This is a genomic window from Achromobacter xylosoxidans (assembly GCF_001457475.1).
GTDB classification, from domain to species: Bacteria; Pseudomonadota; Gammaproteobacteria; order Burkholderiales; family Burkholderiaceae_B; genus Achromobacter; species Achromobacter xylosoxidans.
The window spans coordinates 3,662,790-3,687,929 of record NZ_LN831029.1 but is presented as its reverse complement, the minus strand read 5'-3'; the positions used below and the strand labels follow the sequence as shown (position 1 = coordinate 3,687,929).

At 70.3% G+C, this 25,140-nt stretch carries 19 protein-coding genes and 1 pseudogene; 14 read left to right on the top strand and 6 right to left on the bottom strand.

Annotated elements, in window-relative coordinates; translation table 11 throughout:
- Nucleotides 1–63: 63 nt before the first annotated feature.
- From AT699_RS16500 to AT699_RS16490, 3 genes are all read left to right on the top strand, one after another.
- Nucleotides 64–582 carry an AAA family ATPase gene (locus AT699_RS16500; protein ID WP_024069164.1) on the top strand — a complete coding sequence of 173 codons (519 nt, stop codon included), beginning with the start codon at nt 64–66 and terminating at the stop codon, nt 580–582.
- Nucleotides 583–648: 66 nt separating this feature from the next.
- On the top strand, nt 649–2,313 hold the full coding sequence (locus AT699_RS16495) for a VRR-NUC domain-containing protein (RefSeq protein ID WP_024069163.1): 1,665 nt from the start codon (nt 649–651) through the stop codon (nt 2,311–2,313).
- A complete protein-coding gene (locus tag AT699_RS16490; protein WP_024069162.1) occupies nt 2,310–4,580 on the top strand; it encodes a helicase C-terminal domain-containing protein in 2,271 nt (756 codons plus the stop codon). The genes AT699_RS16495 and AT699_RS16490 overlap by 4 nt, the downstream gene beginning before the upstream one ends.
- A 69-nt stretch (nt 4,581–4,649) precedes the next feature.
- On the opposite strand, the gene AT699_RS16485 is transcribed toward AT699_RS16490, so the two are convergent.
- Entirely contained in the window at nt 4,650–5,054 is a 405-nt protein-coding gene (locus AT699_RS16485) for a group III truncated hemoglobin (protein WP_006384516.1), read from the bottom strand.
- Nucleotides 5,055–5,179: 125 nt separating this feature from the next.
- Nucleotides 5,180–6,709, bottom strand: coding sequence for an MFS transporter (locus AT699_RS16480; RefSeq protein WP_054447861.1), 1,530 nt, complete (start codon nt 6,707–6,709; stop codon nt 5,180–5,182).
- 185 nt (nt 6,710–6,894) lie between these two features.
- Here AT699_RS16480 and AT699_RS16475 point away from each other — a divergent pair, with 185 nt between their 5' ends.
- The 11 genes and pseudogenes from AT699_RS16475 (at nt 6,895) to AT699_RS16425 (ending at nt 20,562) form a co-directional block, all read left to right on the top strand.
- Nucleotides 6,895–7,779 carry a LysR family transcriptional regulator gene (locus tag AT699_RS16475; protein WP_020928095.1) on the top strand — a complete coding sequence of 295 codons (885 nt, stop codon included), beginning with the start codon at nt 6,895–6,897 and terminating at the stop codon, nt 7,777–7,779.
- A gap of 168 nt (nt 7,780–7,947) precedes the next feature.
- Nucleotides 7,948–9,525 (top strand): alpha/beta hydrolase-fold protein, encoded by a 1,578-nt coding sequence (locus AT699_RS16470; protein ID WP_058207602.1) that lies wholly within the window; start codon nt 7,948–7,950, stop codon nt 9,523–9,525.
- Nucleotides 9,526–9,632: 107 nt separating this feature from the next.
- On the top strand, nt 9,633–10,184 hold the full coding sequence (locus AT699_RS16465) for a PaaI family thioesterase (protein WP_024069159.1): 552 nt from the start codon (nt 9,633–9,635) through the stop codon (nt 10,182–10,184).
- A 133-nt stretch (nt 10,185–10,317) separates the two neighbouring features.
- A complete protein-coding gene (locus AT699_RS16460) occupies nt 10,318–11,790 on the top strand; it encodes an amidase (RefSeq protein ID WP_024069158.1) in 1,473 nt (490 codons plus the stop codon).
- Nucleotides 11,791–12,065: 275 nt separating this feature from the next.
- Nucleotides 12,066–13,685 carry a methyl-accepting chemotaxis protein gene (locus tag AT699_RS16455; protein WP_058207339.1) on the top strand — a complete coding sequence of 540 codons (1,620 nt, stop codon included), beginning with the start codon at nt 12,066–12,068 and terminating at the stop codon, nt 13,683–13,685.
- Between the two features lie 4 nt (nt 13,686–13,689).
- Entirely contained in the window at nt 13,690–14,205 is a 516-nt protein-coding gene (locus tag AT699_RS16450) for a chemotaxis protein CheW (protein WP_006385137.1), read from the top strand.
- Nucleotides 14,202–15,506: pseudogene (locus tag AT699_RS16445) on the top strand (CheR family methyltransferase); the annotation flags it as partial. The gene AT699_RS16450 and the pseudogene AT699_RS16445, both read left to right, overlap by 4 nt.
- Nucleotides 15,507–15,521: 15 nt before the next feature.
- Nucleotides 15,522–16,211 carry a chemotaxis protein CheW gene (locus AT699_RS16440; RefSeq protein WP_006385139.1) on the top strand — a complete coding sequence of 230 codons (690 nt, stop codon included), beginning with the start codon at nt 15,522–15,524 and terminating at the stop codon, nt 16,209–16,211.
- Entirely contained in the window at nt 16,208–18,469 is a 2,262-nt protein-coding gene (locus AT699_RS16435; protein ID WP_024069155.1) for a hybrid sensor histidine kinase/response regulator, read from the top strand. Before AT699_RS16440 ends, AT699_RS16435 begins: the two co-directional genes overlap by 4 nt.
- The gene (cheB, locus tag AT699_RS16430; protein ID WP_024069154.1) at nt 18,466–19,482 is read left to right on the top strand and encodes a chemotaxis response regulator protein-glutamate methylesterase; all 1,017 of its coding nucleotides are present in this window, start codon (nt 18,466–18,468) and stop codon (nt 19,480–19,482) included. Before AT699_RS16435 ends, cheB begins: the two co-directional genes overlap by 4 nt.
- 36 nt (nt 19,483–19,518) lie before the next feature.
- Nucleotides 19,519–20,562 carry a response regulator gene (locus tag AT699_RS16425; RefSeq protein WP_020928086.1) on the top strand — a complete coding sequence of 348 codons (1,044 nt, stop codon included), beginning with the start codon at nt 19,519–19,521 and terminating at the stop codon, nt 20,560–20,562.
- A gap of 42 nt (nt 20,563–20,604) precedes the next feature.
- Here AT699_RS16425 and AT699_RS16420 read toward each other — a convergent pair whose 3' ends face one another.
- The 4 genes from AT699_RS16420 to AT699_RS16405 are packed head-to-tail and all read right to left on the bottom strand — an operon-like array spanning nt 20,605 to nt 25,103.
- Nucleotides 20,605–22,260, bottom strand: a complete 1,656-nt coding sequence (locus AT699_RS16420) for an ABC transporter permease (RefSeq protein ID WP_024069153.1) — start codon at nt 22,258–22,260, stop codon at nt 20,605–20,607.
- Nucleotides 22,261–22,301: 41 nt separating this feature from the next.
- Nucleotides 22,302–23,231, bottom strand: a complete 930-nt coding sequence (locus AT699_RS16415; protein WP_197602761.1) for an ABC transporter substrate-binding protein — start codon at nt 23,229–23,231, stop codon at nt 22,302–22,304.
- A gap of 43 nt (nt 23,232–23,274) precedes the next feature.
- Entirely contained in the window at nt 23,275–23,988 is a 714-nt protein-coding gene (locus AT699_RS16410) for an ABC transporter ATP-binding protein (RefSeq protein ID WP_024069151.1), read from the bottom strand.
- The gene (locus AT699_RS16405; protein WP_024069150.1) at nt 23,985–25,103 is read right to left on the bottom strand and encodes a porin; all 1,119 of its coding nucleotides are present in this window, start codon (nt 25,101–25,103) and stop codon (nt 23,985–23,987) included. The genes AT699_RS16410 and AT699_RS16405 overlap by 4 nt, the downstream gene beginning before the upstream one ends.
- Between the last annotated feature and the right edge of the window lie 37 nt (nt 25,104–25,140).

Here is a 25,140-nt window from a genome sequence, read left to right as displayed (position 1 = left end):
TGCATCAACCCGCCAAAGGCGGGTTTTTTGTTGGCCCGCCGCTGGTTTTCTCATAGGCAAGCCATGCAATCGAACCCGTCTTCCCTGTCCCCTTCCTCCACGCCGATGCTGCATTTTCTGTGCGGCAAGATCGGCGCCGGCAAATCCACCCTGGCGGCCCGCCTGGCGTCGCGGCCGGACACCCTGCTGATCAGCGAGGACGCGTGGTTGGCGGCCCTGTATCCGGGCGAAATCCTCAGCGTGGCCGACTATGGCCGCTGCGCTGGCCGCCTGCGCGACGCGATGGGCGGGCATATCGCCGCCGTGGTCGCGGCGGGGCTGTCGGTGGTGCTGGATTTCCCGGCCAATACGCGCGCAAGCCGCGCATGGCTGCGGCAGGTCGCGCAGGCCGCGGGCTGTCGCCATCAACTGCATTTTCTCGACCTGCCCGATGAGGTCTGCAAGGCACGGCTGCGCGCGCGCAACGCGTCGGGCACGCATCCGTTCTCCACCAGCGAAGCCCAGTACGACGCCATCACCGCGTATTTCGTGGCGCCGCAGGACGACGAGGGCTTCCATATCGTGCGCCACGGACAGGAATAAGGCCGGGCGGCGGGGCGGGCGGCCTGCTATGATTACTGGATAAATAGCCAGTTGTCTCTCCGGCCGATGCTGCCCCCGCACCGCTACTACTACCTGCACAATTTCCAGCGCGCGCTCGCGTGGGTCGGCGAGCGCTATGCGGATCTGCTGGACGAACGCGAACGCCTTTTCATGGCCGATTTCGCGGCCTTGCCACGGGCGTCGCAGGCCTTGCTGACGCGCATGCTGATGCGGCGCGGGCCCTGGTTCCGCGCCAGCCGCCTGGTGTACGAGGAAATCCCGAACACCCTGGACGCCGCCGCGCCGTTGCTGGCGCTGGGCTGGCTGGACGCGGACGCGCCGATGACGCTCGATGAGCTGTTCGGCCTGCATACGCGGCCCGAACTGGATCGTCTCTTTGCGGGTGTCGTGGGCCGGGGAGCGGCGCGCAAGGTGGACCTGCTGCAAGCGCTGCGCGCCTGCCAGCCCGACGCCCAGCCCTATGCCCGCTGGCGCGCCGGGACGCGCGCGCAGCCCGACCCGGTGGGCGCCGATGCGGCCTGGCGGGTCGCCATCGCCGATCTGTGCGAACGGTTCCGGCTGATGTTCTTCGGCAACCTGCACCAGGACTGGTCGGAGTTCGTGCTGGCCGACCTGGGCGTGTTCCAGTACGAGGTGGTGCCGTTCGAACCATCATCGCGCGCGTTCCAGACGCGCCAGGACATCGACCGCTACCTGGCCTTGCAGGCGTGCCGACAGGCCTTGGACGAAGGCCTGGACGTGGACGCGCAGTTGCGCGCGGTGGCCGGCTGCGCCAGCGACAACCCCTGGCTGGAAAAGCGCCGCGCCAAGGTATTGCTGCGATTGGGACAAGCGTGCGAACGCGCGCAGGACTGGGCGGCGGCCGAGCGGGTGTATGCCTTGTGCGCCTATCCCGGCGCGCGTCATCGCCGTATCCGCGTGTACGAGCGCATGGCGCGCTTCCAGGATGCCCTGGCGCTGGCCCTGCGCGCCGAGGCCGCGCCGGAAAGCGAAGAAGAGTCCCAACGGCTGGCGCGCATGCTGCCGCGGCTGCGCCGCAAGCTGGGACAGCACGCGGCGCGGCGCGCGGCGGCGCCGGTGGCGCGGCTGGACCTCGAACTGGACCGGCCCGCGGCGCCGATGCCGGTGGAGTTCGCCGCGCGCGACCACCTGCACCGGGACGACGCGCCGGTGCACTACGTGGAAAACACGTTGATCAATTCCCTGTTCGGCCTGTTGTGCTGGCCGGCGGTGTTCGCGCCCTTGCCGGGGGCTTTTTTCCATCCCTTCCAGCGCGGGCCCGCCGACCTCGACGCGCCGGATTTCCATGCGCGGCGGCAGGCCCTGTTCGCCGCCTGCCTGGCGCAATTGGATACGGGCGAATATCGCGACACGATCCGCCTGCGCTATGCCGACAAACGGGGCGTGCAGTCCCCCTTCGTGTTCTGGGGCGCGCTCGACGAATCGCTGTTGCAGCGGGCGCTGGATCACTTTCCGCCGGCCCACCTGAAGCTGTTCTTCACGCGGCTGCTGCGCGACGTCAAGGCCAACCGCTCGGGCCTGCCGGACCTGATCCGCTTCCAGGCCCAGGCGCCGGGCTACGAACTCATCGAGATCAAGGGGCCAGGCGACAAGCTGCAGGACAACCAGATCCGCTGGCTGGCGTATTGCGCCGAGCACGGCATGCCGGTGCGGGTCTGCCACGTCAGCTGGCGGGAGCCGCGGCCATGACCTACGCCGTGGCGGTGCGCGCGTTGTGCGAATTCACGGCTCGCGCGGGCGACCTGGACCTGCGTTTCACGCCGGCGCCCAGCGGCCTGGAAGGCATGGCGGGCCACACGGCGGTGACGAGCCGGCGCGGCCCCGGCTACGAGACCGAAGTGGCGCTGGCCGGCCAATACGAGAACCTGCTGGTGCGCGGACGCGCCGACGGCTATGACCCGGTGGCCAACCAGGTCGAAGAGATCAAGACCTACCGGGGGCGGCTCGACAGCGTGCGCGACAACCATCGCGCCGCGCATTGGGCCCAGGCCCGGGTCTACGCCCACCTGTTGTGCGCGGCGCGCGGCCTGGCGCAGGTCCGCGTGGCGCTGGTGTATTTCAACGTGGCGACCGAAGAAGAGACGGTGCTGTCCGAGAGCCGCGACGCGGCGTGGCTGGCGGCGTTTTTCCATGAGCAATGCGATCGCTTCCTGGCCTGGTCGCGTACCGAACTGGCCCATCGCCAGGCGCGCGACGCGGCGCTGGAACGGCTGGCGTTTCCCCATGGCGATTTCCGCAGTGGCCAGCGCGAGCTGGCGGTGTCGGTGTACCGCAGCGCGCGCGACGGCCGCTGCCTGATGGCGCAGGCGCCCACCGGTATCGGCAAGACGCTGGGCACGCTGTTTCCGTTGCTCAAGGCCGCGCCGGGCAGCGGGCTGGACAAGGTCTTCTTCCTGGCGGCCAAGGGCTCGGGGCGCGGGCTGGCGCTGGCGGCGCTGGACACCCTGAACGCCCAGCCCGCGCAACCGGCGCTGCGGGTGCTGGACCTGCAGGCGCGCGACAAGACCTGCGAGCATCCGGACAAGGCCTGCCATGGCGAATCCTGCCCGCTGGCGCAGGGCTTCTACGATCGCCTGCCGGCGGCGCGCGAGGCGGCGCTGGCGCAGGGGCGGCTGGACGCGCCGGCGGTGCGCACCGCCGCCCGCGCCCATCAGGTATGCCCGTACTACCTGTCGCAGGAACTGATCCGCTGGAGCGACGTGGTGGTGGGCGACTACAACTACTACTACGACGCCACCGCCATGCTGTACGCCTTGACGCAGGCCCACCAATGGAAGGTGGCGGTGCTGGTGGACGAGGCCCACAACCTGGTCGATCGCGCGCGCCGCATGTACACCGGGGAATTGAACCAGTTGGGACTGGCGGCGGCGCGGCAGGCCGCGCCCAAGGCGCTGAAAAAGCCGCTGGACGGGCTGCAGCGCTCCTGGACGGCGTTCAACAAGAAGCAGGCCGAGGCCTACCAGGCCTACGACGAGGCGCCGGCCGGCGTGCTGGCGGCGGTGCAGAAGGCGGTGGCGGCCATCACCGACTACCTCGGCGAGGCGCCGCTGGCCCAGGACGACCCGGTGCTGGCCTTTTACTTCGAGGCCTTGCATTTCATGCGCCTGGCCGAGCAGTTCGGGCCGCACGCGTTGTTCGACGTGACGCGGGCCGAAGGCGGCGCATGGAGCGCCAGGACGCCGCCGTCGACGCTGTGCGTGCGCAACGTGGTGCCCGCGCCGTACCTGGCCGCGCGGCATGCGGCGGCGCATGCCACGGTGCTGTTTTCGGGCACCCTGAGCCCACAGCAGTTCTACCGCGACACGCTGGGCCTGCCGCCCGAGGCGGCCTGGATCGACGTGGCCGCGCCGTTCCAGGCCGAGCAGCTGGCGGTGAAGGTGGTGGGCAACGTATCCACCCGATATCGCGACCGCGAGCGTTCGCTGGCGCCGATCGCGGACCTGATCGCGGACCAGTATGCGCGTCGGCCCGGCAACTACCTGGGGTTCCTGAGCAGCTTCGACTACCTGCGGCAGGTGGCCGAGCTGATGCGGGTACGCCATCCGCAAGTGCCGATCTGGCTGCAGACGCCGGGCATGGACGAAAGCGGCCGCGCCGCCTTCCTGGCGCGATTCACCGAAAGCGGGCAGGGCGTGGGGTTCGCGGTGCTGGGCGGCGCCTTCTCCGAGGGCGTGGACCTGCCGGGCAAGCGCCTGATCGGCGCTTTCATCGCCACCCTCGGGCTGCCCCAGGTGAATGCCATCAACGAGAACATCAAGCGCGCCATGGAGCGCCGCTACGGCGAGGCGCAGGGCTACGACTACACCTATCTCTATCCGGGCATGCAGAAGGTGGTGCAGGCGGCCGGGCGCGTGATCCGCACCGAGCACGACGTGGGCACGGTGCACCTGATCGACGACCGCTATCGCCGCGCCAAGGTGCGCAACCTGCTGCCCAGCTGGTGGCGGGTGGACTGAGCGCGCGCCGATTTCCACCCGGACGCGGCGCGGGAGACGCCCCGCTGGCGGCGCCGTGGGGCCGTGGCTTCAGGCCGAACGCAATTCCGTCAGCGGCTGGTTCGGATCGCGGCTGAGCTGGTAGCCGTACCACAGGCTGCGCGCCATGCGCTTGGCCATTTCACCGGCGGCGTCGGCCAGCGCGCGGTTGGGCAGCGCCGCCAGGGTTTCACCCCACAGCGCCAGCCAGCGCTCGAACAGTTCGGCGCTCAGGTGCGGCATTGCCACGTGCTTGGGCATGGGCATGCCGGTGAAGCGGCGCGTGCCCAGCAGCACCGCGGACCAGAAGTCCGACAGCGTCGCCAGGTGCTCGTCCCAATCGTGCACCTGGGATTCGAACACCGGCCCGAGCGCGGCGTCGGCGCGCGCCTTGGCGTAGAACGTATGCACCAGATCGCGGATCTCGGCTTCGGTGCAGATGTCGGGTTCGGACAAATGGGTCTCCTGGCGGCGTGAATCGGCAGCGCGAATAGTAGGGCGCGGCGGCGCAGGGGCGGATTGATCTGGCGCAAACCGCTGCCGGTCCGCGCGCGCCGGCGTCCGGATCACGCGATCGGCGTTCAATGCGGCTGGGGCCGCGCCGGCGCCATGGGCGCCGCCTCGGGCCGGGCAAGCAAGGCGTAGACCAGCACGGCCAGCAACAGCGCGAATCCGGACAGGGCGTACAGCACCTGCCCGAAAGCCACGTCGTAGGCCTGGTGCAGCAGTCCGCCCGCGCCGGGCAGCAACGCGCCGGCGACGTCCAGCTGGCCCAGCGCCGCGCGGTTGGCGGCCTGCAACAGCAGCTGGGCGCCCGCGTCCGGCTGGTCGATGGCGACGCGGGCATGGATCAGCGTGGCCAGCAAGGCGCTGATGACCGCGATGGCCACGCCGTCCGCCGATACCCGCACGGTGTTGAAGATGCCGGTCGCCATGCCGACGCGCTCGGGCGGCGCCACGCTGACCGCCATCGCGTCCATCAACCCCCAGGGCAGGCCGATGCCGATGCCGATCAGGCTCATCGGCAGCCATAGCCGGCCGGCGTCGCCGCCCAGGTCGCGGGCCAGCCAGGCCAGGCCGGCGGCGGCCAGCGCCAGGCCGATGCTGGACAAGATGGCGGGGCTGAAGCGGCGCGTCAGCAGCGCGGCCAGGAACGGCACCACCAGCAGCGGCGTGGCCAGGCCCATCATCAGCTGGCCGGCGCGCAACGCGCTGTGGCCGTCGATGCCGATGAAGCGGCCGGGCAGGATGGCGATCAGGGCGATGAACAGAAACGCCGGCGAGGCGGCCAGGGCCTGCACGCCGACAAAGCGCGCGCTGCGAAACAGCGACAGGTCCAGCATCGGATGCGATGCGCGCATCTCGGTGGCGATGAAAGCGATGGCCAGCAGCGCGCTGGCCAGCAGCGAGCCGGCCACGGCGGCGTCGCGCCAGCCGTTCTCGGGCGCCAGCAGCATGCCGTAGGTGAACAACCCCAGCGCGCCGGTGAAGCTGAGCGCGCCGCGCCAGTCGAAACGTCCGCTGGCCGCGCCGGCCGTGGCGCGCACGCTGGCGGCCACCAGCGCCAGCCCGAGCAGGCCGACCAGGCCGGTGCCGTGGAAGACCCAGCGCCAGCCGGCCGTCTGCACCAGCCAGCCCGACACCAGGGGCCCGAACGACAGGCCGATGCCGAAGGTGGTGCCCAGCAGGCTGAAGGCGCGGGCCCGGGCCGCGCCGTGGAACAGCGGCGCCAGCGACGACATGGCGGCGGCGAAGGCCGCCGCGCCGCCCACGCCCTGCATCAGCCGCAGGAAATCGATCCAGGCGGCCGAAGGCGCCCAGGCGATCGGAAAGGTGAAGGCGCAGAACCACGCCAATCCGCCCAGCCAGACGCGGCGCGGCCCGTACAGGTCGGTCAGGCTGCCGGACACCATGATGACGCTGCCATAGGCCAGGATGTAGCCGTTGAGGATCCAGTTCAATTGCACCGGCGTGCCGCCGAGCGCATGGCTGATGGCGGGCAGCACCACGGCGGGGCCGGTGAAGCACAGGGGAATGAGCACCGCGGTGAGGCAGGCGGCCAGCAATTGCAGCCAGCGGTTGGTCATGCGGGAAGGAGGCAGGCGAGTCATGTCGATCACGTCAAACGAGGAGGGCGGCCGGGTCGGCCGGCAACGGGGGGAAACGGCGTCGGCTCCCGACGGGCATGGCGCCGGGGAACACGATGCCGGCAGGATAGGCAGCCATGGATAAAAGAAAAATAGGCTAGGATTCCGGATATTCCGGACATTGAAGTCCGTACTGAAGGAATCCGGCCATGGACAGCCTGAGCGGTATCGGTGTTTTCGTGCTGGTGGCGGACACCCGCAGCTTCGCGGAGGCGGGGCGCACCCTGGGCGTGTCGCCGTCGGCGGTGGGCAAGAGCGTGGCGCGGATGGAGGCGCACCTGAAAGTGCGCCTGTTCCACCGCAGCACGCGCCACATCACCCTGACGCCCGAAGGCGAGAAGTTCCTGGAGCGGTGCCGCCGCATCCTGTGCGAAGTGGAGGCCGCCGAACTGGAGCTGTCCGAGGCCGCCGGCACGCCCAGCGGCCGCCTGCGCGTCAGCCTGCCGCGCTACAGCCGCCTGTTCGAGCCGGCCATCGCCACGTTCATGAAGCAGTATCCGCAGGTGCGGCTGGACCTGGATTTCACCGACCGGATGGTCGACGTGATCGGCGAGGGCTACGACGCCGTGGTGCGTTCCGGCGAGATGCAGGACTCGGGCCTGAAGCGCCGGCGCCTGGGGCAGTTCCGCCGCATCCTGGCGGCCTCGCCCGATTACCTGGCGCGCCACGGAACCCCGCGGCGCGCCAGCGACCTGCAGCGCCATTGCTGCCTGCATTACCGCTATCCCAGCACGGGCAAGCTGGAGCAATGGCCCTTGAAGACGGCGGCTGGCGCGCCTGCGCCCGAACTGCCGCTGACGCTGGTCTGCAACAGCGTGGAGACCCGCATCTTCCTGGCGCTGGGCGACCTGGGCATCGTCTGCCTGCCGGATTTCACCATCAGGCAAGAGCTGGCTTCGGGCCGGCTGGTGACCGTGATGGATGAACGCACGCGCGGCAACGCCACCATGTGGGCGCTGTGGCCGGCCAGCCGCCATCCCTCGCCCAAGCTGCGCGTGTTCGTCGACCATCTGGCGCGGCATCTGTTCGATTGAGACCCCGGCGGCGCGGCAATTCCCGCGCCCGGCGCGGGGCCGTTCAATGGCGCGGGCCGCTTTCGAGCAATAATGATACGTATTTCGTTTTCGACAACCTCAAACCGCGCGCAGGCCGCGCAGCGGCGCCAGCGCGCCGCGGGCGGCATGCGCCCGGGGAACAACAAGATGCATTCCAGAAAAAACAATCTGTGGCGCGCCGGCTGGCTCGCCCTGGCGCTGGCGGCGGGGCCGGGCGCCGCGTCGGCCCAAAGCGCGCAAGGCGTGGTGGCTTCCGGCACGCCGGCGGATACGCCGCTGGCCCTGGCCAAGGGCGAATTCGTGGCCGGCCAGTGGGAGGCCGCGCCTGGCGTGACGCTGGACCTGCTGGACGCCGACGGTCGCCACCTGCGGCGCCTGAGCGATGCCGAGCGGCCGGCCGGCGGCCTGATGCTGGTGGCGCCGGCCGACGGCCGCTATACCGTGCGGGCCAGCGGGCAGGGCGCTTATCGCTGGACGTTGAACGAACGCGTGCCGCTGGCGGCGCAGCGCGCGCCGGCGCCCGCCATCGACAGCCCGCGCCTGGCGGCGCTGGCGCGCGAACTGGCGCGAGGCGGCAATACCGACGCGTTCTGGCGCGAGATCGCGGAGCAGGGCACGCCGCTGGTGGAGCCGGTCGACGCCGGGCGCGACCGGGTGACTTTCATGTGGCGCGGCGCCGAGCGCAACGTGCGGCTGTTCGGCGGTCCCGGGCAGGACCACACCATGCTGGCCCGCCTGGGTGCGTCCGATGTCTGGTACGCAAGCTTCGTGCTGCCGCGCTCGACGCGGCTTTCGTACAAGCTGGCGCCCGACGTGCCGGAACTGCCCGCATCGGACACGGCGCGGCGGCGCGCCATCCTGGCGACGGCGCAGGCCGACCCGCTCAACCCCAAGGCCTATCCGGCGCGCGGCATCGACGCCTTCCAGTACGCCTCGGTGCTGGAGCTGGCCGACGCCGCGCCCGAACCCTGGGTGGCGCCGCGCGCCGGCGTGACGCCGGGCGAGGTGCAGACGCGGTCGATCACCAGCGCCATCCTCGGCAATACCCGCGATATCCAGCTGTATCGCCCGGCCGGCTGGCGTCCCGGCGCGGCCGACAATCACGTGCTGGTGCTGTTCGACGCCGGTCCGTACCTGAACCGCGTGCCCACGCCGACCATCCTCGACAACATGATCGCGGCCGGCGTGATCCCGCCGACGGCGGCGCTGCTGATCTCCAACCCCACCGCCGAATCCCGTGGCGTCGAACTGCCGCCGAATCCGGACTTCGCCGAGTTCCTGGCGCGCGAATTGATGCCCTGGGCGGCGCGCCAGGGCATCGCCGCGCCGGCCGCGCGCACGGTGATCGGCGGCTCCAGCTATGGCGGCCTGGCGTCCTCGTACGCCGCGCTGCGCCACCCGGAAGTGTTCGGCAACGTGCTGAGCCAGTCGGGCTCTTACTGGTGGGGCCAGCCTGGCGGCGAAGACCAGTGGCTGACGCGCCAATACGCGGCGGTGCGCAAGCTGCCGATCCGCTTCTACCTGGTGGCGGGCCGGTTCGAGACGGGCCGCGCCGGCCAGCCGGGCATCTTCGAGACCAACCGCCACCTGCGCGATGTGCTGCGGGCCAAGGGCTATGTCGTCACGCACCAGGAGGTGGCCGGCGGCCATGACTACCTGAGCTGGCGTGGCACGCTGTCGGACGGCCTGATCGACCTGATCGGCAAGGACGCGCAGGCGCGGTGAAGCGGCGGGCGGGGAAGGATGCTATATGATGATTGTCATATAAATACCCCCGCCCGCGGGCTTCCCCATTCCCGGGCTTTCCCATTCCCTTTGCCGGAGCATTGCGCATGACCTCCGATTCGACCCGCGCGGACGCCGCCGCCCGCGACGCGACCGCCTTTTCCCCGTCCACCGATGCCAACCGCGCCGCGCGGCGCGAACCCAGCCTGGTCGACCAGACCGGCGCCGGCCTGGACGGCCTGGCGCAATTGCGCGCGCTGCTGGCATCGGGGCGCAAGCCGGGCATCCTGGTGTCGCTGGATTTCGATTTCGTCGAAGCCGAGGAAGGGCTGGCGGTGTTCGCCGGCACGCCCGGCCCGCATGCCTACAACCCCATCGGCACGGTGCACGGCGGCTATGCCGCGACCTTGCTGGATTCGGCCTGCGGCTGCGCGGTGCATTCGCGCCTGTCGGCCGAGCAGGCCTACACCACCCTGGAACTGAAGGTGGCCTATCACAAGGCCATCACGCGCCACAGCGGCCGGCTGCGGGCCGAGGGCCGGGTGCTGTCGTTCGGCCAGCGCGTGGCCTACGCCGAAGCCAAGCTGACCGACGCCGATGGCCGCCTGCTGGCGTCGGCCACGTCGACGCTGCTGGTGTTCGCCCGCCCGCCGGCCTGACAGCCGCGGACGCGCCGGGCACGCGGCCAGGACAGGGGCCGGGCCCGGCGGGCGTCGGCCGCCCCCGCGCGCGGCCGCCACGGCATTGGCGTAGTATCGTCGGCCTGCCAAGAAAAAAAGCGGAGACAACACCATGAATGCAGCCACGCCTGCGGCCGCCGGCCGCCTGAACGATATCGTCGCCATGCCCGCGCATGCGCTGTCGGACGCGATCCGGCAGCGCCGGGTATCCTGCCGCGAGGTCATGGCGGCCTACCTGGACCATATCGATGCGGTCAACCCCGCGCTCAATGCGCTGGTGGCGCGGCGCGAGCGCGCTGAACTGCTGCGCGAAGCCGACGAGCGCGACGCGCAACTGGCCGCCGGGCAGTGGCTGGGCTGGCTGCACGGCATGCCGCAGGCGCCCAAGGACCTGACCGCCGTGCGCGGCATGGTCACGTCGATGGGGTCGCTGGTCTACAAGGACCAGGTGAGCCAGCAGGATTCCATCCTGGCCGAACGGATGCGGGCGGCCGGCGCGATTTTCATCGGCCGCAGCAACGTGCCCGAGTTCGGCCTGGGTTCGCACACCTACAACCCCGTCTACGGCACCACCGTCAATCCCTACGATGCCACCAAGAGCGCCGGCGGCAGCAGCGGCGGCGCGGCGGCGGCCCTGGCGGCGCGCATGCTGCCGGTGGCCGACGGCAGCGACTTCGGCGGCTCGCTGCGCAATCCGGCGGCATTCTGCAACGTCTACGGCATGCGGCCGTCGGCGGGCCGCGTGCCCAACGGGCCGTCCACTGAAGTGTTCCTCAAGCAACTGTCGTACGAGGGCCCGATGGGCCGCACGCCGCGCGACGTGGCCCGCATGCTGTCGGTGATCGCCGGCCACGACGCCCGCGCGCCGCTGTCGCTGGGCGACGATCCCGCCGTTTTCGCGCAGCCGCTGGACGCCGACCTGCGCGGCAAGCGCATCGGCTGGCTGGGCGACTGGGACGGCTATCTGCCGATGGAGCCGGGCATCCTGGACCTGTGCGCGCAGGCGCTGGCCGACCTGCAGGCGGCCGGCTGCCGGGTCGACGACTACCGCGTGCCGTTCGCCGGCGAGCGGCTGTGGCGCATCTGGCTGGCGCACCGGCACTTGATGGTGGGCGGCCAGTACCACGACCTGGTGCGCAACCCCGAAACCCGCAAGCTGGTCAAGCCGGCGCTGATCTGGGAAGTCGAGGGGCTGGACGGCATGACGGCGCGGCAGGTCTACCAGGCCACCGAGGAGCGCAGCGCCTGGTACCAGGCCGTGCTGCGGATGTTCGAGGACGTCGATTACCTGGCGGTGCCATCGGCGCAGGTGTTCCCGTTCGACGCCAAGCTCGACTGGCCCAGGCAGATCGCGGGGCGGCCGATGGACACCTACCACCGCTGGATGGAAACCGTCACGCCCTGGACGCTGGCCGGCTGCCCGGTGATCAGCGTGCCGGTGGGATTCGGCGCGGCCGGCCTGCCGATGGGCATGCAGTTGATCGGGCCGCCGCGCGGCGACCTGGCGGTGCTGCAACTGGCCCACGCCCACGATCAACTGCGCGACTGGGTCGGGTCCCGTCCGCCGCAAGGCCTGTGGGGGTAGGAGAAAGGCCGCAGGCTTGCGGCCATTTCGTACGCCCTGTCACACCAAAAGACAAGTCCCGTGTAAGCAGGCTTTGCTTTTTCCCGACGGAGCGCGGCGGGAATACGGGGTTTCCCCTGTTTTTCCGTAGCTGAGAGGCCGCGCCTTTGCAATAATTGCTGACTATTCCCACACTCCGTCAGAAACGGGTGGAAGGCGGGCCGAAACGGCCGCCGGAAAAACGTCGACGGCGCTGGCGCGGATGCTGGCGCCGACATTGCACAAGGGTCCCCGGTATGAAGAATCTGACACTCCGCGAGCGCATCATCGCCAGTTTCCTGGTGATCCTGGCCATCATGGCGCTGATGGTCGTGGTCGATTACCAGCGGCTGTTGCAGGTCGAGGCCGAGGCCAAGTCGATCAATACCGACGCGGTGCCCGGCATCTACTACAGCACCTCGATACGGGCGTCGTGGTTTGCCGGCTTCGTGGCGGTGCAGGACGCCTTCAACAGTGATACCGAACAGGAGCGCCAGGCCGGCCTGGCGGCGCTGCCCAAGAACGACCAGCACCTGAAGGACGACATCGAGCAATACCGCCGCACCGTGGTTCGCGGCGAGGACCAGCGCATGTTCGCCGATTTCGAGAAGGCGCTGCAGACGTACATGCGCATCCGCGCCGAAATCCTGGAGCCGGCCATGCTGGCCGATCCGGCGCGGGCCCAGGCCAAGATCAAGAGCGACCTGCGCCCCGCGTTCTACGCCGGCCGCGATGTGCTGGCCACGATGGTGGCGGCCAACAAGGAGCAGGCCGACGAGTCGGCGATCGGCATCCAGAAGGCGGTCGAAAAGGCCGAAGTCGGCATGCTGGTGTCGTTGGGGCTGGCCATCGTGGCCGCCATCATCTGCGGCGTGTTGCTGCTGCGCGCCATCGTCAACCCCATGAGCGCCATCGTCAAGACGCTCGAGGCGACCGGCGGCGGCGACCTGACACGCCGCCTGACGCTGGCCCGCAAGGACGAGTTCAATGCCATCGAGAGCGGCTTCAATGGCATGGTGGACGAGCTGACCGGCCTGGTCGGCAAGACCCAGCGCTCGGCGGTGCAGGTGGCCACGTCGGTGACCGAAATCGCGGCCACGTCCAAGCAGCAGCAGGCCACCGCATCGGAAGTGGCGGCCACCACCACCGAGATCGGCGCGACCTCGCGCGAGATTTCCGCGACCTCGCGCGAACTGGTCCGCACCATGACTGAGGTCTCCAGCGCGGCGGAGCAGACGGCATCGCTGGCCGGCAGCGGCCAGGTGGGCCTGGCGCGCATGGAAGACACCATGCGCAACGTGGTCGGGGCGGCGGGCTCGGTCAACGCCAAGCTGGCCATCCTGAACGAGAAAGCGGGCAATATCACGCAAGTGGTCACCACCATCACCAAGGTGGCCGACCAGACCAACCTGCTGTCGCTGAACGCGGCCATCGAGGCCGAGAAGGCCGGCGAATACGGCCGCGGCTTTGTCGTGGTGGCCACCGAGATCCGCCGGCTGGCGGACCAGACCGCCGTGGCCACCTACGACATCGAGCAAATGGTGCGCGAGATCCAGTCGTCGGTGTCGGCCGGCGTCATGGGCATGGACAAGTTCTCGGAAGAGGTGCGCCGCGGCATGGCCGACATGCAGCAGGTCGGCGACCAGTTGTCGCAGATCATCCAGCAGGTGCAGACGCTGGCGCCGCGCGTGCAGATGGTCAACGAAGGCATGCAGGCGCAGGCCACCGGCGCCGAGCAGATCAACCAGGCATTGCAGCAACTGAGCGATGCGGCCCAGCAGACGGTGGAATCGCTGCGCCAGTCGAGCCTGGCGATCGAGGAACTGACGCTGGTGGCCAACGACCTGCGCAGCGGCGTGTCGCGCTTCAAGGTGTGATTCCATGCCCGACCTCGCCCCGATCCCGTCCGCGGGGGCCGGCGCCGGCCGCCGGCTGTACCTGCTGTTCCGCATCGGCGCCGACCGCTATGCGCTGGACGCGGCCGACGTGGTCGAGGTGCTGGGCATGCGCCCGTTCAAGCAGGTGCCGGGCACGCCGGCCTGGGTGGCGGGCATGTTCGATTGCCACGGCGCGGCGGTGCCGGCCATCGATCTGAGCGCGCTGGCCGGAGCGGGCGCGGCGGCCAAGGTGACCAGCACGCGGCTGGCGCTGGTGCGCTATCGGCCCGCCGGCGAGCGCGACGCGCGCCTGCTGGGGCTGATCCTGGAGCGCGCCACGGAAACGGTCCACTATGACCCCGCCGCCTTTCAGCCGGTGGGCCTGGATATGCCGCAGGCCCGTTACCTGGGCCCGGTGCTGAGCGACGGCCATGGCATGGTGCAGGCGCTGCGGGTCGTCGACCTGTTGCCGGAGCCGGTGCGGGCGATGCTGTTCCCGGCCGGGGGAGCGCAGCCATGATGCTGGTGGACGACTTCAGCGCGGTGCTCAAGCGCAAGATGGGGCTGGACAGCGGTTCCATCGGCGCGGCCGCGGTCGAGCGCGCGGTGCGTCATCGGATGCAGTCGGTGGGCAGCGACGACGAGCACGACTACCTGATGCGCCTGCAGACTTCGCCGGCCGAAATGCAGCAGCTGATCGAAGCGGTGATCGTGCCGGAGACGTGGTTCTTCCGGTATCCGGAATCCCAGGCGGCGATGGCGGCGCTGGCGCGCGAGCGCCTCTTCGCGCCGGGCGCCGAGGCGCGCCAGTTGCGCGTGCTGAGCGTTCCCTGTTCCAGTGGCGAAGAACCGTACTCCATCGCCATGGCGTTGCTGGACGCGGGCGTGCCGGCGGAGCGCTTCCAGGTGGACGCCGTGGACATCAGCGAACGCATGGTGGCGTTTGCCCGACGCGCCTGCTACGGCCGCAATTCATTCCGCGGCGAATCGCTGTCGTACCGTGACCGCTATTTCACCGAAACCGCCGATGGCCATCAACTGACGGAGCATGTCACGGCGCGCGTGCGCTTGCTGGCCGGCAACCTGTTCGACCCGGCCCTGCTGCCGAACGCGGCGCCGTACGATTTCGTGTTCTGCCGCAATCTGTTGATCTATTTCGACGCGCCCACGCAGGAGCGCGCGGTGACGGTGCTCAGGCGTTTTGCCCGCCACGACGGCATCCTGTTCGTGGGGCCGGCCGAGACCAGCCTGATGACCGGCCGGCGCCTGCCGGCCGTGCCGCTGGCGCGGGCGTTCGCCTTTCGCGCCGAGCCCGCGCCGCCGACCGAGGCCGCGCCGGCCCGGACGGCGGGCGCGGCGAGCGGCCGTGCCACGCCGCCGCCCGTCGTGGCGCCGCGCGCGGCCCGGCCCTGGATGCCGGCCGCGCGTCCACAGCCCTACGCGCCGGCCGCCCCGGCGCGGCCGCATGCGGCATCCCCGGCGCCGCACGGAACGCCCGCGCAAGCGGGCCAGGACACCGCGGCAGCCCTGCGCGAGATCGCGGCGCTGGCCGACCAGGGGCGGGTGCGGGACGCCCTGGCGCAATGCCGCGCCCATCTCGAACGGCATGGCGCCAGCGCCGAGGCTTTGTACCTGCTGGGCCTGCTGCAGGACGCCGACGGCGACACGCGCGCGGCCCAGGCTGCCTACCGCAAGGCGCTGTACCTGGACCCCGCGCACCGGGAGGCGTTGCTGCACCTGGCGGCGCTGATCGCGGCCGAAGGCGACCACGAAGGCGCCCGCCGCTTGCAGGCGCGCGCCGCTTGCAGGCGCGCGCCGCGCGCCAGGAGGCCCGCCGTGAGTGATTTTCCGGATTCGCTGGATTCGCTGGCCAGACTGGCGGAGGTGGACGACTGCTGGAACCGCATCGGCATCCGCGGCGACAAGCGCTGCGAGCGCCTGGCCGGCTACGTGCATTGCCGCAACTGCCCGGTGTACGCCGACGCCGCCAAGCGCATCCTCGACCGCCTGCCGCCGCAGGCCGAAGGCGTGGACGACGGCGCCGGCGCGGCCCAGGCCGACCGGGGGCGGCTGTCATCGCTGCTGGTGTTCCGCCTGCAGGGGGAATGGCTGGGCCTGCCGACCAAGGCGCTGGACGAAGTGGCGGGCACACGCCCGATCCTGACCCTGCCGCACCGGCGCGACCCCGCGGTGCTGGGGGTTACCAACATGCGCGGCACGCTGACGGTCTGTGTCTCGCTCGGCCGCCTGCTGGGCCTGGAGGGGGCGGCGGTCGACAGCGGCCGCGAGCGGCCGGCCGCGGCGCGCATGCTGATTTTCGGCGGCGCGGGCCGCGCCGTGGTGTTGCCGGTCGACGAGGTGGAGGGTATTCATGGCGTGGACCTGGAGGCGCTCGAAGCCTTGCCGGCGACCATCGAAGGCGCCAGCCTGAAGTACTCGCGCGGCGTGGTTCGCTGTGGCGCCCGCAGCGTCGGCGTGCTGGACGAGACCCTGTTGATGCAAGCCTTGGAACGGAGCCTGGCGTGAACCCGGACCAGATGCGCGATGCCTCGCTGCTGGAGCTGTTCCAGCTGGAAACCCGCAATCAGGTGCAGGTGCTGAACAACGGCCTGCTGGCGCTCGAGCACGACCCGACCTCGGCGCCGCAGCTGGAAGCCTGCATGCGCGCGGCGCATTCGCTCAAGGGCGCGGCGCGTATCGTCGACCTGTACCCGGCGGTGCGCATCGCGCACGCCATGGAGGACTGCCTGGTGGCCGCGCAGGAAGGCCGGCTGCGCCTGCAGGCCGCCGACATCGATGCGCTGCTGCTGGGCGCGGACCTGCTGCAGCGGGTTGCCACCCCGGGCGTCGAACTGGGCGAAGAGATCGACACGCTGGTGACGCGCCTGTCGAATGCGCCCAATGCGCCGCCGGCCGCGCCGGTGGTCGAGCGGCCGCCCAAGCCTTCGGATTTCCTGCCGCCCATCCACCAGCCCGATGATCCGCCGCCCGCGCCGCCGCCGGCGCGCCGCAGTTCGGACCAGACGCTGGGCGAGGGTGAGCGGGTGCTGCGGGTCACCGCCGATACGCTCAACAAACTGCTCGGCCTGTCCAGCGAAACCCTGGTCGAATCGCATTGGATCGCGCCGTTCAGCGCCTCCATGCTGCGGCTGCGGCGGCTGCAGTCCGGCGCCGGCCAGGCGCTGGACAGCCTGCGCGCCTCGCTGGCCGGCGTGCACATCGACGCCCGCAGCCAGGCGGCGCTGGATGACGCCCAGCGCATCGTCGAGGCCTGCCAGCGGGAACTGGCGCAGCGCGCCAGCGAGGTCGATGAGTTCGGCTGGCGCATGGGCCACCTGGCGCAGCGCCTGTACGACACCGCGCTGGCCTGCCGCATGCGGCCGTTCGGCGACGGCCTGGGCGGCATGGCGCGCATGGTGCGCGACCTGGGACGCTCGCTGGGCAAGCAGGTGCGGCTGGAGGTCGAGGGCGATTCGACCCAGGTCGACCGCGACATCCTGGACAAACTCGACGCCCCGTTGATGCACCTGCTGCGCAACGCGGTCGACCACGGTATCGAGATGCCGATGGATCGCCTGGAGGCCGGCAAGCCGGCCGAAGGGCTGATACGGCTGTCGGCGCGTCACGCGGCCGGCATGCTGCTGATTGAACTGAGCGATGACGGCGCCGGCATTTCGCTCGATCGCCTGCGGGTCGAAGTGGTGCAGCGCAAGCTGACCAATGCCGAGACCGCGGCCCGCCTGAGCGAGGCCGAGCTGCTGGAATTCCTGTTCCTGTCCGGCTTCAGCACGCGCGGCGAGGTCACCGAGATCTCGGGCCGCGGCGTCGGGCTGGACGTGGTGCAGACCATGGTGCGGCAACTGCGCGGCGCCGTGCGCATCCACCAGCAGACCGGGCAGGGCACGCGCTTCGTGCTGGAGATGCCGCTGTCGCTGTCGGTGGTGCGCAGCCTGCTGGTCGAAGTGCAGGGCGAGATCTACGCGTTTCCGCTGGCCTACGTCAGCCACGCGCTGCAGGTGCGGGCGCAGGACATCGAGCAGCTCGAAGGGCACCAGCATTTCCGCTTCATGGACCGCCAGATTGGCCTGGTGTCGGCGCGCCAGATCCTGCGCTCCGGCGCGCCGGCGCCGGCCGCCGAGACATTGCCGGTGGTAGTCGTCGGCGACCACGACAGGCTCTACGGCATCGCCGTCGACCGCTACGTCGGCGAGCGCACCCTGGTGGTGCAGCCGCTGGATCCACGCCTGGGCAAGGTGCAGGACGTGATGGCCGGCTCGCTGATGGACGATGGCACGCCGCTGCTGATCCTGGATGTCGAGGATATGCTGCTGTCGGTGCAGAAGCTGGTCGAGGGCGGCCGCCTGGCGCGGGTGGATGGCGGCGGTCCGGTGGCGCAGGCGCGCCGGCGCAAGCGCGTGCTGGTGGTGGACGATTCCCTGACGGTGCGCGAGCTGGAACGCAAGTTGCTGCTGAACCGCGGTTTCGATGTGGCGGTGGCGGTGGACGGCATGGACGGCTGGAACATGCTGCGCAACGAGGCCTTCGACCTGGTGGTGACCGACGTGGACATGCCGCGCATGGACGGCATCGAACTGGTGTCGCGCATCAAGGCCGATCCCAAGTTGCAAAGCCTGCCGGTAATGGTAGTGTCCTACAAGGATCGAGAAGAGGATCGGCGGCGCGGGCTGGACGCGGGCGCCGACTATTACCTGGCCAAGGGCAGTTTCCACGACGACGCCTTGCTGGACGCCGTGGAAGACCTGATCGGAAAGGCGCGGACGTGAGAGTCGGAATCGTCAACGATATGCAGATGGCGGTGGAAACCCTCAGGCGCGTGATCGCGCTGGAACCAGGGCTGGAGGTCGCCTGGGTCGCGTCCAACGGCCTGGAGGCGGTGCAGCAATGCGCGCAGGACCGGCCCGACGTGGTGCTGATGGACCTCGTCATGCCCGTCATGGACGGCGTCGAGGCCACCCGCCGCATCATGGCCGAAACGCCTTGCGCCATCGTGGTGGTCACGGTGGACGTGGCACGCCATACCGCGCGCGTGTTCGACGCCATGGGCTACGGCGCGCTGGACGCCGCCGACACGCCGGTGGTGGGCGGCGCCGACCTGCGCAGCGCGGCCGCGCCGCTGCTGCGCAAGATCCGCAATATCGGCTGGCTGATCGGACGCTATGGCAATAACCGCACCGCGCTCACGCCGGTGGTCCGCGACGCGGCGCAAGCGGGGCCGTCGCAGGGCCTGCTGGTGATTGGCGCCTCCGCCGGCGGTCCGGCGACCCTGGCACAGTTGTTACGCGATATTCCGGTCACGTTCCCGGCCGGCATCGTGCTGGTGCAGCATGTGGACGCCTCGTTCGCCGCCGGCATGGCCGACTGGCTCAACGATCAGGTCGAATTGCCCGTGCGGCTGGTGCGCGAAGGCGAGCGGCCGACGCCAGGGCAGGTGCTGCTGGCCGGCACCGACGACCATCTGCACCTGGTGGCCGATGGTACGCTGCGTTACACCGAGAATCCGAAGGAAAGCCTGTACCGTCCCTCCATCGATGTATTTTTCCATAGCGTCGCGCAGCACTGGCGCGGGCTGGCCGTCGGCGTGCTGCTGACCGGCATGGGACAGGACGGCGCCCGTGGCCTGAAGGCGCTGCGCGACCGCGGCTGCCTGACCATCGCCCAGGACCAGGCCACCAGCGCGGTCTATGGCATGCCCAAGGCGGCCGCCGCGATACAGGCCGCGGTCGAAATCCGGCCGTTGGACAGGATCGCACCCCGCTTGATCCAGGCTTTTGCCTGAGGCGGCGGACATTGCTAGCAATCAAGGAAAGACACTATGCACCCTCCCATTGACAGCCCGGCTTCGGCCGACCTGAACTCGCACGCGGCCATGGTGCTGCTGGTCGATGATCAGGTCATGGTCGGCGAGGCGATCCGCAGGGCCCTGGCCACGGAGGGCAATATCGACTTCCATTACTGCTCCGATCCGTACAAGGCGCTGACGGTGGCGGTGCAGACCCGGCCCACCGTGATCCTGCAGGACCTGGTGCTGCCCGGGGTGGACGGCCTGAGCCTGGTGCAGGAATACCGCAGCCATCCGGTCACGCGCGATATTCCCATCATCGTCCTGTCGACCAAGGAAGACCCCGCCATCAAGAGCGCCGCCTTCGCGGCCGGCGCCAACGACTACCTGGTGAAGCTGCCCGATTCGATCGAGCTGGTGGCGCGCATCCGCTACCATTCGCGCTCGTACCTGGCGCTGGTGCAGCGCGACGAGGCCTACCAGGCGCTGCGCCAGAGCCAGCAGCAATTGCTGGAAAGCAATATGGAACTGCGCCGCCTGACCAATTCCGATGGCCTGACCGGGCTGGGCAATCGCCGCTATTTCGACGAATACCTCAACGCCGAATGGCTGCGCGCGCGCCGCGACGGCCGCGAAATCAGCATGCTGATGATCGACGTGGACCATTTCAAGTCCTACAACGATACCTACGGCCATATCGCCGGCGACGAGGCGCTCAAGCGCGTGGCCAACACCATCTTCGCCAGCTGCGACCGTTCCACCGACCTGGCCGCGCGCTTTGGCGGCGAGGAATTCGCGCTGGTGCTGCCGGGCACGCCGGCGGGCAGCGCGCGCCTGGCCGCCGAGAAACTGCGGCGCGCGGTCGAGGCCATGCAGATTCCGCAGAAGGACAACGGCGGCGGCCCCTGGCTGACGGTCAGTATCGGCACCGCCACCGCCGTGCCCGTGGTCGACCAGCCCTGCACGGATCTGATCCAGATCGCCGATCGCGGTCTTTACCAGGCTAAGCGCCAGGGCCGCAACCGCGTGGTGCAGGGGCCGCTGCCGTCGGCCGGGGACACGCCGGATCCGGTCTGATGCGATGCCGGCGGGCGCCGGCCGCCGGACCCGCGCGATCGCTCAGGCGCGCGCGCCGCGCCGCAGCGACGTCGCCGCCAGCATCAGCGCCAGGCTGACGCCGACCGCCACCGCGGCCATCGCCATGCCTTCGCCCACCGAGCCCTGCTCGAACTGGCGCCACACGAACACCGACACCGTCTGCACGCCGGCGGGCGCCAGCAGCAACGACGTGACCAGTTCGCGCGAGGCCACGGCGAACACCATCAGCATGGCTGCCGCCAGGCCCGGCAGCACCAGCGGCAGCACGATGCGGCGCAGCGCCGTTGCCGCACGGGCGCCATGCACCCGCGCCGCGGCTTCCAGGTTCGCGCCCAGCTGCGCCAGCGCGGCGCTGACGTAGCGCACCGGATACGGCAGCAGCAAGCAGGTGTAGGACAGCAGCAGGATGCCCCAGCCGCCGTACGGCGAAGCCGGCCAGAACGGCTGGTTCCAGGCCAGGATCAGGCCCACCCCCACCACCACGCCGGGTAGCGCCGCGGGCAGCAGCGCCAGCGCGTCGATGACGGCCGCGCCCGGCACGTGGCGGCCGGCCACGCACCAGGCCGCCAGCAGGCCCACCGCGCCCGCCGCCAGCGCGGTGCCGGTGGCCAGCAGCAGGCTGGTCGACAGCGCCTGCCAGGCCTCGCCGCGGGCCCGGAACAGCGCGGTGAAATTGGCCAGTGTCAGGTTGTCCGGCGCCAGGCCGGCCGAGACGTGGCGCGTCAGGGCCGCGGCCAGCATCGATGCCAGCGGCGCCGCCACCGCAATCAGCGCCACCGCCGCGAACAGGCCCAGCACCGGCCAGCGCCAGGCGCCGAGCCGGCCGCGCGCCAGCGGCGCGGGCTTGCCGGTGGTGGTCTCGAAGCCGCGTCCGGCGACCAGCGCGCGCTGCACCGCGTAGGCCGTCAGCGCCAGCGCCACCAGCACCAGCGACAGCAGCGCGGCGCCCGGCAGGTCGATGGGCCAGTCCGCCAGGCGCCGCTCGATGGCGGTGGTCATGACGGCCACGCCGGCCTGCGCGCCCAGCGCGGCGGGCACGCCGTATTCCTCGATCGCCAGCGTGAAGGCCAGCAGCAGGCTGGCGCCGATGGCCGGCAGGGCCAGCGGCAGGGTCACGCGCAAGAAGGCGCGCCAGGGGCCGGCGCCGAACACTCGCGCCACCTCGGCCAGCCGCGCGCCGCTGGCCGCCATGCTGCGCGAGACGGCGAAGTACACCACCGGGAAGATCGCCAGGCCCATTGCCAGCGTCACGCCAGCGGACGAGAACAGCAGCGGCCCAAGGTTGAAGCCGGCCAGTTGTTCCAGGTAGCCGCGCGGCTGCAGCGCCATGGTCCACGACAGCGCCGCGATGTAGGGCGGCAGCAGGAACGGCACCAGGAACAACAGGTCCCACAGCCGCGCCAGCGGCACCTGGAACAGGCCGCGCAGGGCGCCCAGCGGAATGCCGATGAGCGCGCTGACGGCGGCCACGCCCAGCCCCAGCTTGAGCGTGCCGCCCAGCAGTGTCAGCGCGGCCGGCGTGGCCAGCGTGGCGGCCCAGGCGCCGAAGGGATCGCGCAGCGAACCTTCGGCCAGATGCGGGAAGACGGCCTGCAACGCGACGAAGGCCATCGGCAGGGCGACGAGCACGCCCAGGGCGGCCACGGTGATGGCCGCCAGGATGAAAGCACTTTTCATGGTCGGAGTGGGGATGCCGGACGCGCCGGCATCCCGGCCTGTCAGTGTTGGCCGAACAGGCGCGCGAAACGCGCCAGCACCTCGGCGCGCGAGGCGCCGGGCGCGGTCTCGGGCAGCAGCGCCAGGTCCTTGAACAGCGGCCGCTTGCCGGCCACGTCCTGGCGCGCCGGCATCAGCCAGGCGTCGGCGACGGCGCGCTGGCCGTCCTCGGACAGCACATAGTCGATGAACTGGCGCGCCTGGTCGGGCGCCTTGGTGGTCTTCAGGATCATCATCGGGCGCGGCGCGATGGCGGTGCCGCTGGACGGAAAGATCACCTTGATCGATTCGCCTTTCTCGACGCTGGCGTACGACACGTAGTCGACGGCGCCGAACACCGCCGCCTTGGCGCCCTGCAGCACCGGCGTCAGCGCCTGGGCGTTGGGGCCGGAGATGGTCATGCCGTTGTCGCGCAGCGTCTCGAACAGCTTCCAGGCCGATTCGCCCTGGGCGCTTTGCAGGCCCAGCAGCAGGTCGAGCGAGGCGCCCGACAGGGCCGGGTCGGGGGTGGTGACCTTCTGCTTGAACTGCGGGCCGGTCAGGTCGGACCAGTCGCGCGGTTCGGGCGTGCCGCTGCGCGAATTCCAGACGATGCCCAGCGCCGAGATGCCCTGCGCCACGTAGGTCGGGGCCTTGAAGCGCGCCGGCACCTGGGCCGCGTTGGGGCTGTCATAGGCCAGCAGCCAGCCGCGCTGGTCCAGGTCCTGCGCGGTGTCCCAGGAGGCCGAGATCAGCACGTCGGCGCGCGGGTTGGCGGACTCGGCCTCGAGCCGGGCCATGACCTTGCCGGTGGTGGCCTGGAACACGTCGACCTTGATGCCGGTCTTCTCCTGGAAGCCGGCGGCCAGTTGCTTGATGAGGCCGCCTGGGCCCGCGGTGTAAACGGTCAGCGCCTTGGCCTGGCCGGCGGCCAATCCGAACGAAAGCGTCATAAAGAACGTGGCAAGTAGTTTGGAAACGGGTGCGTGGGGCATTTTAGGCAGAGTCCTGGGGTTTGGACACGGCGAGGTCGGCGATGCGGCCGTGTTCCATGCGGGCGATGGTGTGCGCCAGGGCATGGGCTTCCTCGTGGTCGTGGGTGACGTAGACGGCGGTGGTGCCGAGCCGGCGCAGCAGGGCGCCGATCTCGACGCAGAGCGATTCGCGCAGGGCCCGGTCCAGGTTGGACAGCGGTTCGTCGAACAGCAGCACACGCGGCCGCGCCACGATGGCGCGGGCCAGCGCGACGCGCTGCTGCTGGCCGCCCGATAGTTCCGACGGGCGGCGCGCGGCGTGCTCGTCCAGGCCCACCAGGGCCAGGGCTTGTTGTACGCGGGCCGGCCGCTCGCGCCGGGCGACGCCGCGCATTTCCAGCGGAAAGGCGACGTTGCCGGCCACGCTCATGTGCGGCCACAGCGCGTAGTCCTGGAACACCATGCCGAGGTCGCGGCGTTCGGGCGGTTCATGGCGCTGCGCGTCGCAGACGACGGCATCGCCGAAGGCGATGCTGCCGGCCTGCGGCCGCAGCAGTCCGGCCAGCGACTTGAGCAGGGTGCTCTTGCCGCAGCCAGACGGGCCCAGCAGCGCCAGGACGGTGCCCGCGGGCACGTTCAGGTCGACGCCGTCCAGCACGGTGTGGCCGTTGAAGGCGTGGCGCAGGCCGCGCACGGCGATCGCCGTGCCGCCCGCGGAGGATTCGAGCGCGTTCAAAACCGGTGCCGCAGGCCGAGGTTCAGGCCGAGCTGGTTCTTGCCCGGCTCGACGTTGGCGCCGTACTTGCCGCCGACCACGCTTTGCGCCGACTTGTCGTCGTTGACCGCGTAGGCCGCGACGGCGTAGACGGTGGTGCGCTTGGACAGGTCGTATTCGTTGCCCAGGACGAACATGGTGGACTTCTGGCCGGTGCCGGCGGCCTGCGCGGCCGGGCAGACGGCATTGTTCATGTCGTCGCAGACCGAGTCGTTCAGGTGGTACACGGCCAACGACAGGCGGTTGTTCTGCACCGGCAGGTAGGTCACGCCCAGCCAGGTCAGGTTGTTCTTGTAGGTGCGCTGCGTCAGCTTCTGTTCCAGCCAGCGGTAGCCGGCGTAGACCTTCACGCCCTCGAAGTCATACGACAGCCCGGCGACGATGCGGTCTTCGCGGTTGTCGCTGTTGGCGCCCTTGGCCGGCTTGTCGGCATGCTTGGAGTGGTACAGCAGGCCGGCGTCCAGGCCGCCCGACTGATAGCGCACGCCGCCGCCGAGCATGCGGCCCAGCGTCTTGTCGTCGAACGACTGCTCGTTGTTCCAGCCGAAGCTGTAGTAGCCGCCGACGGACACGGGACCGAACTTGCCGACGTACATCACCGCGTTGTCGGTGCGGTCCGAGAAGGCCGCGTCGGGGCGCTTGATCGAGAAGTTGGCGTTGTCGAACGGGTTGTACTTGCTCATCCAGTCGATCATGAGCGTGTTGTGGCGGCCCAGCGTCAGGCGGCCCAAGCTCTTGCTCGACAGGCCGACATAGGCCTGGCGGCCGAACAGGCGGCCGCCCTGCATGGTGGTGCCGTTGCCGGAGTCGAAGCCGTTTTCCAGCACGAACACGGTCGACAGGCCGTCGCCCAGGTCTTCGGTGCCGCGCAGGCCCCAGCGCGAGCCGCTCAGGTTGCCCGTGCTCATGCCCGTCTTGCTGTTGCCGCTGGGTCCGTTGCTGAGGTATTGCAGGCCGGTGTCGACCAGGCCGTAGAGCTGGACCGAGCTGGAAGTGGCCGTCGCCGCGAGGGCGGGGGAGAAGCTGAAGACGGACAGGCAGGCGCCAGCCGCCGCGATGCGGAGAGTCGATTTCATGACAGGAAGTCCTCTTTGGGATTCAATCGGAATCGAC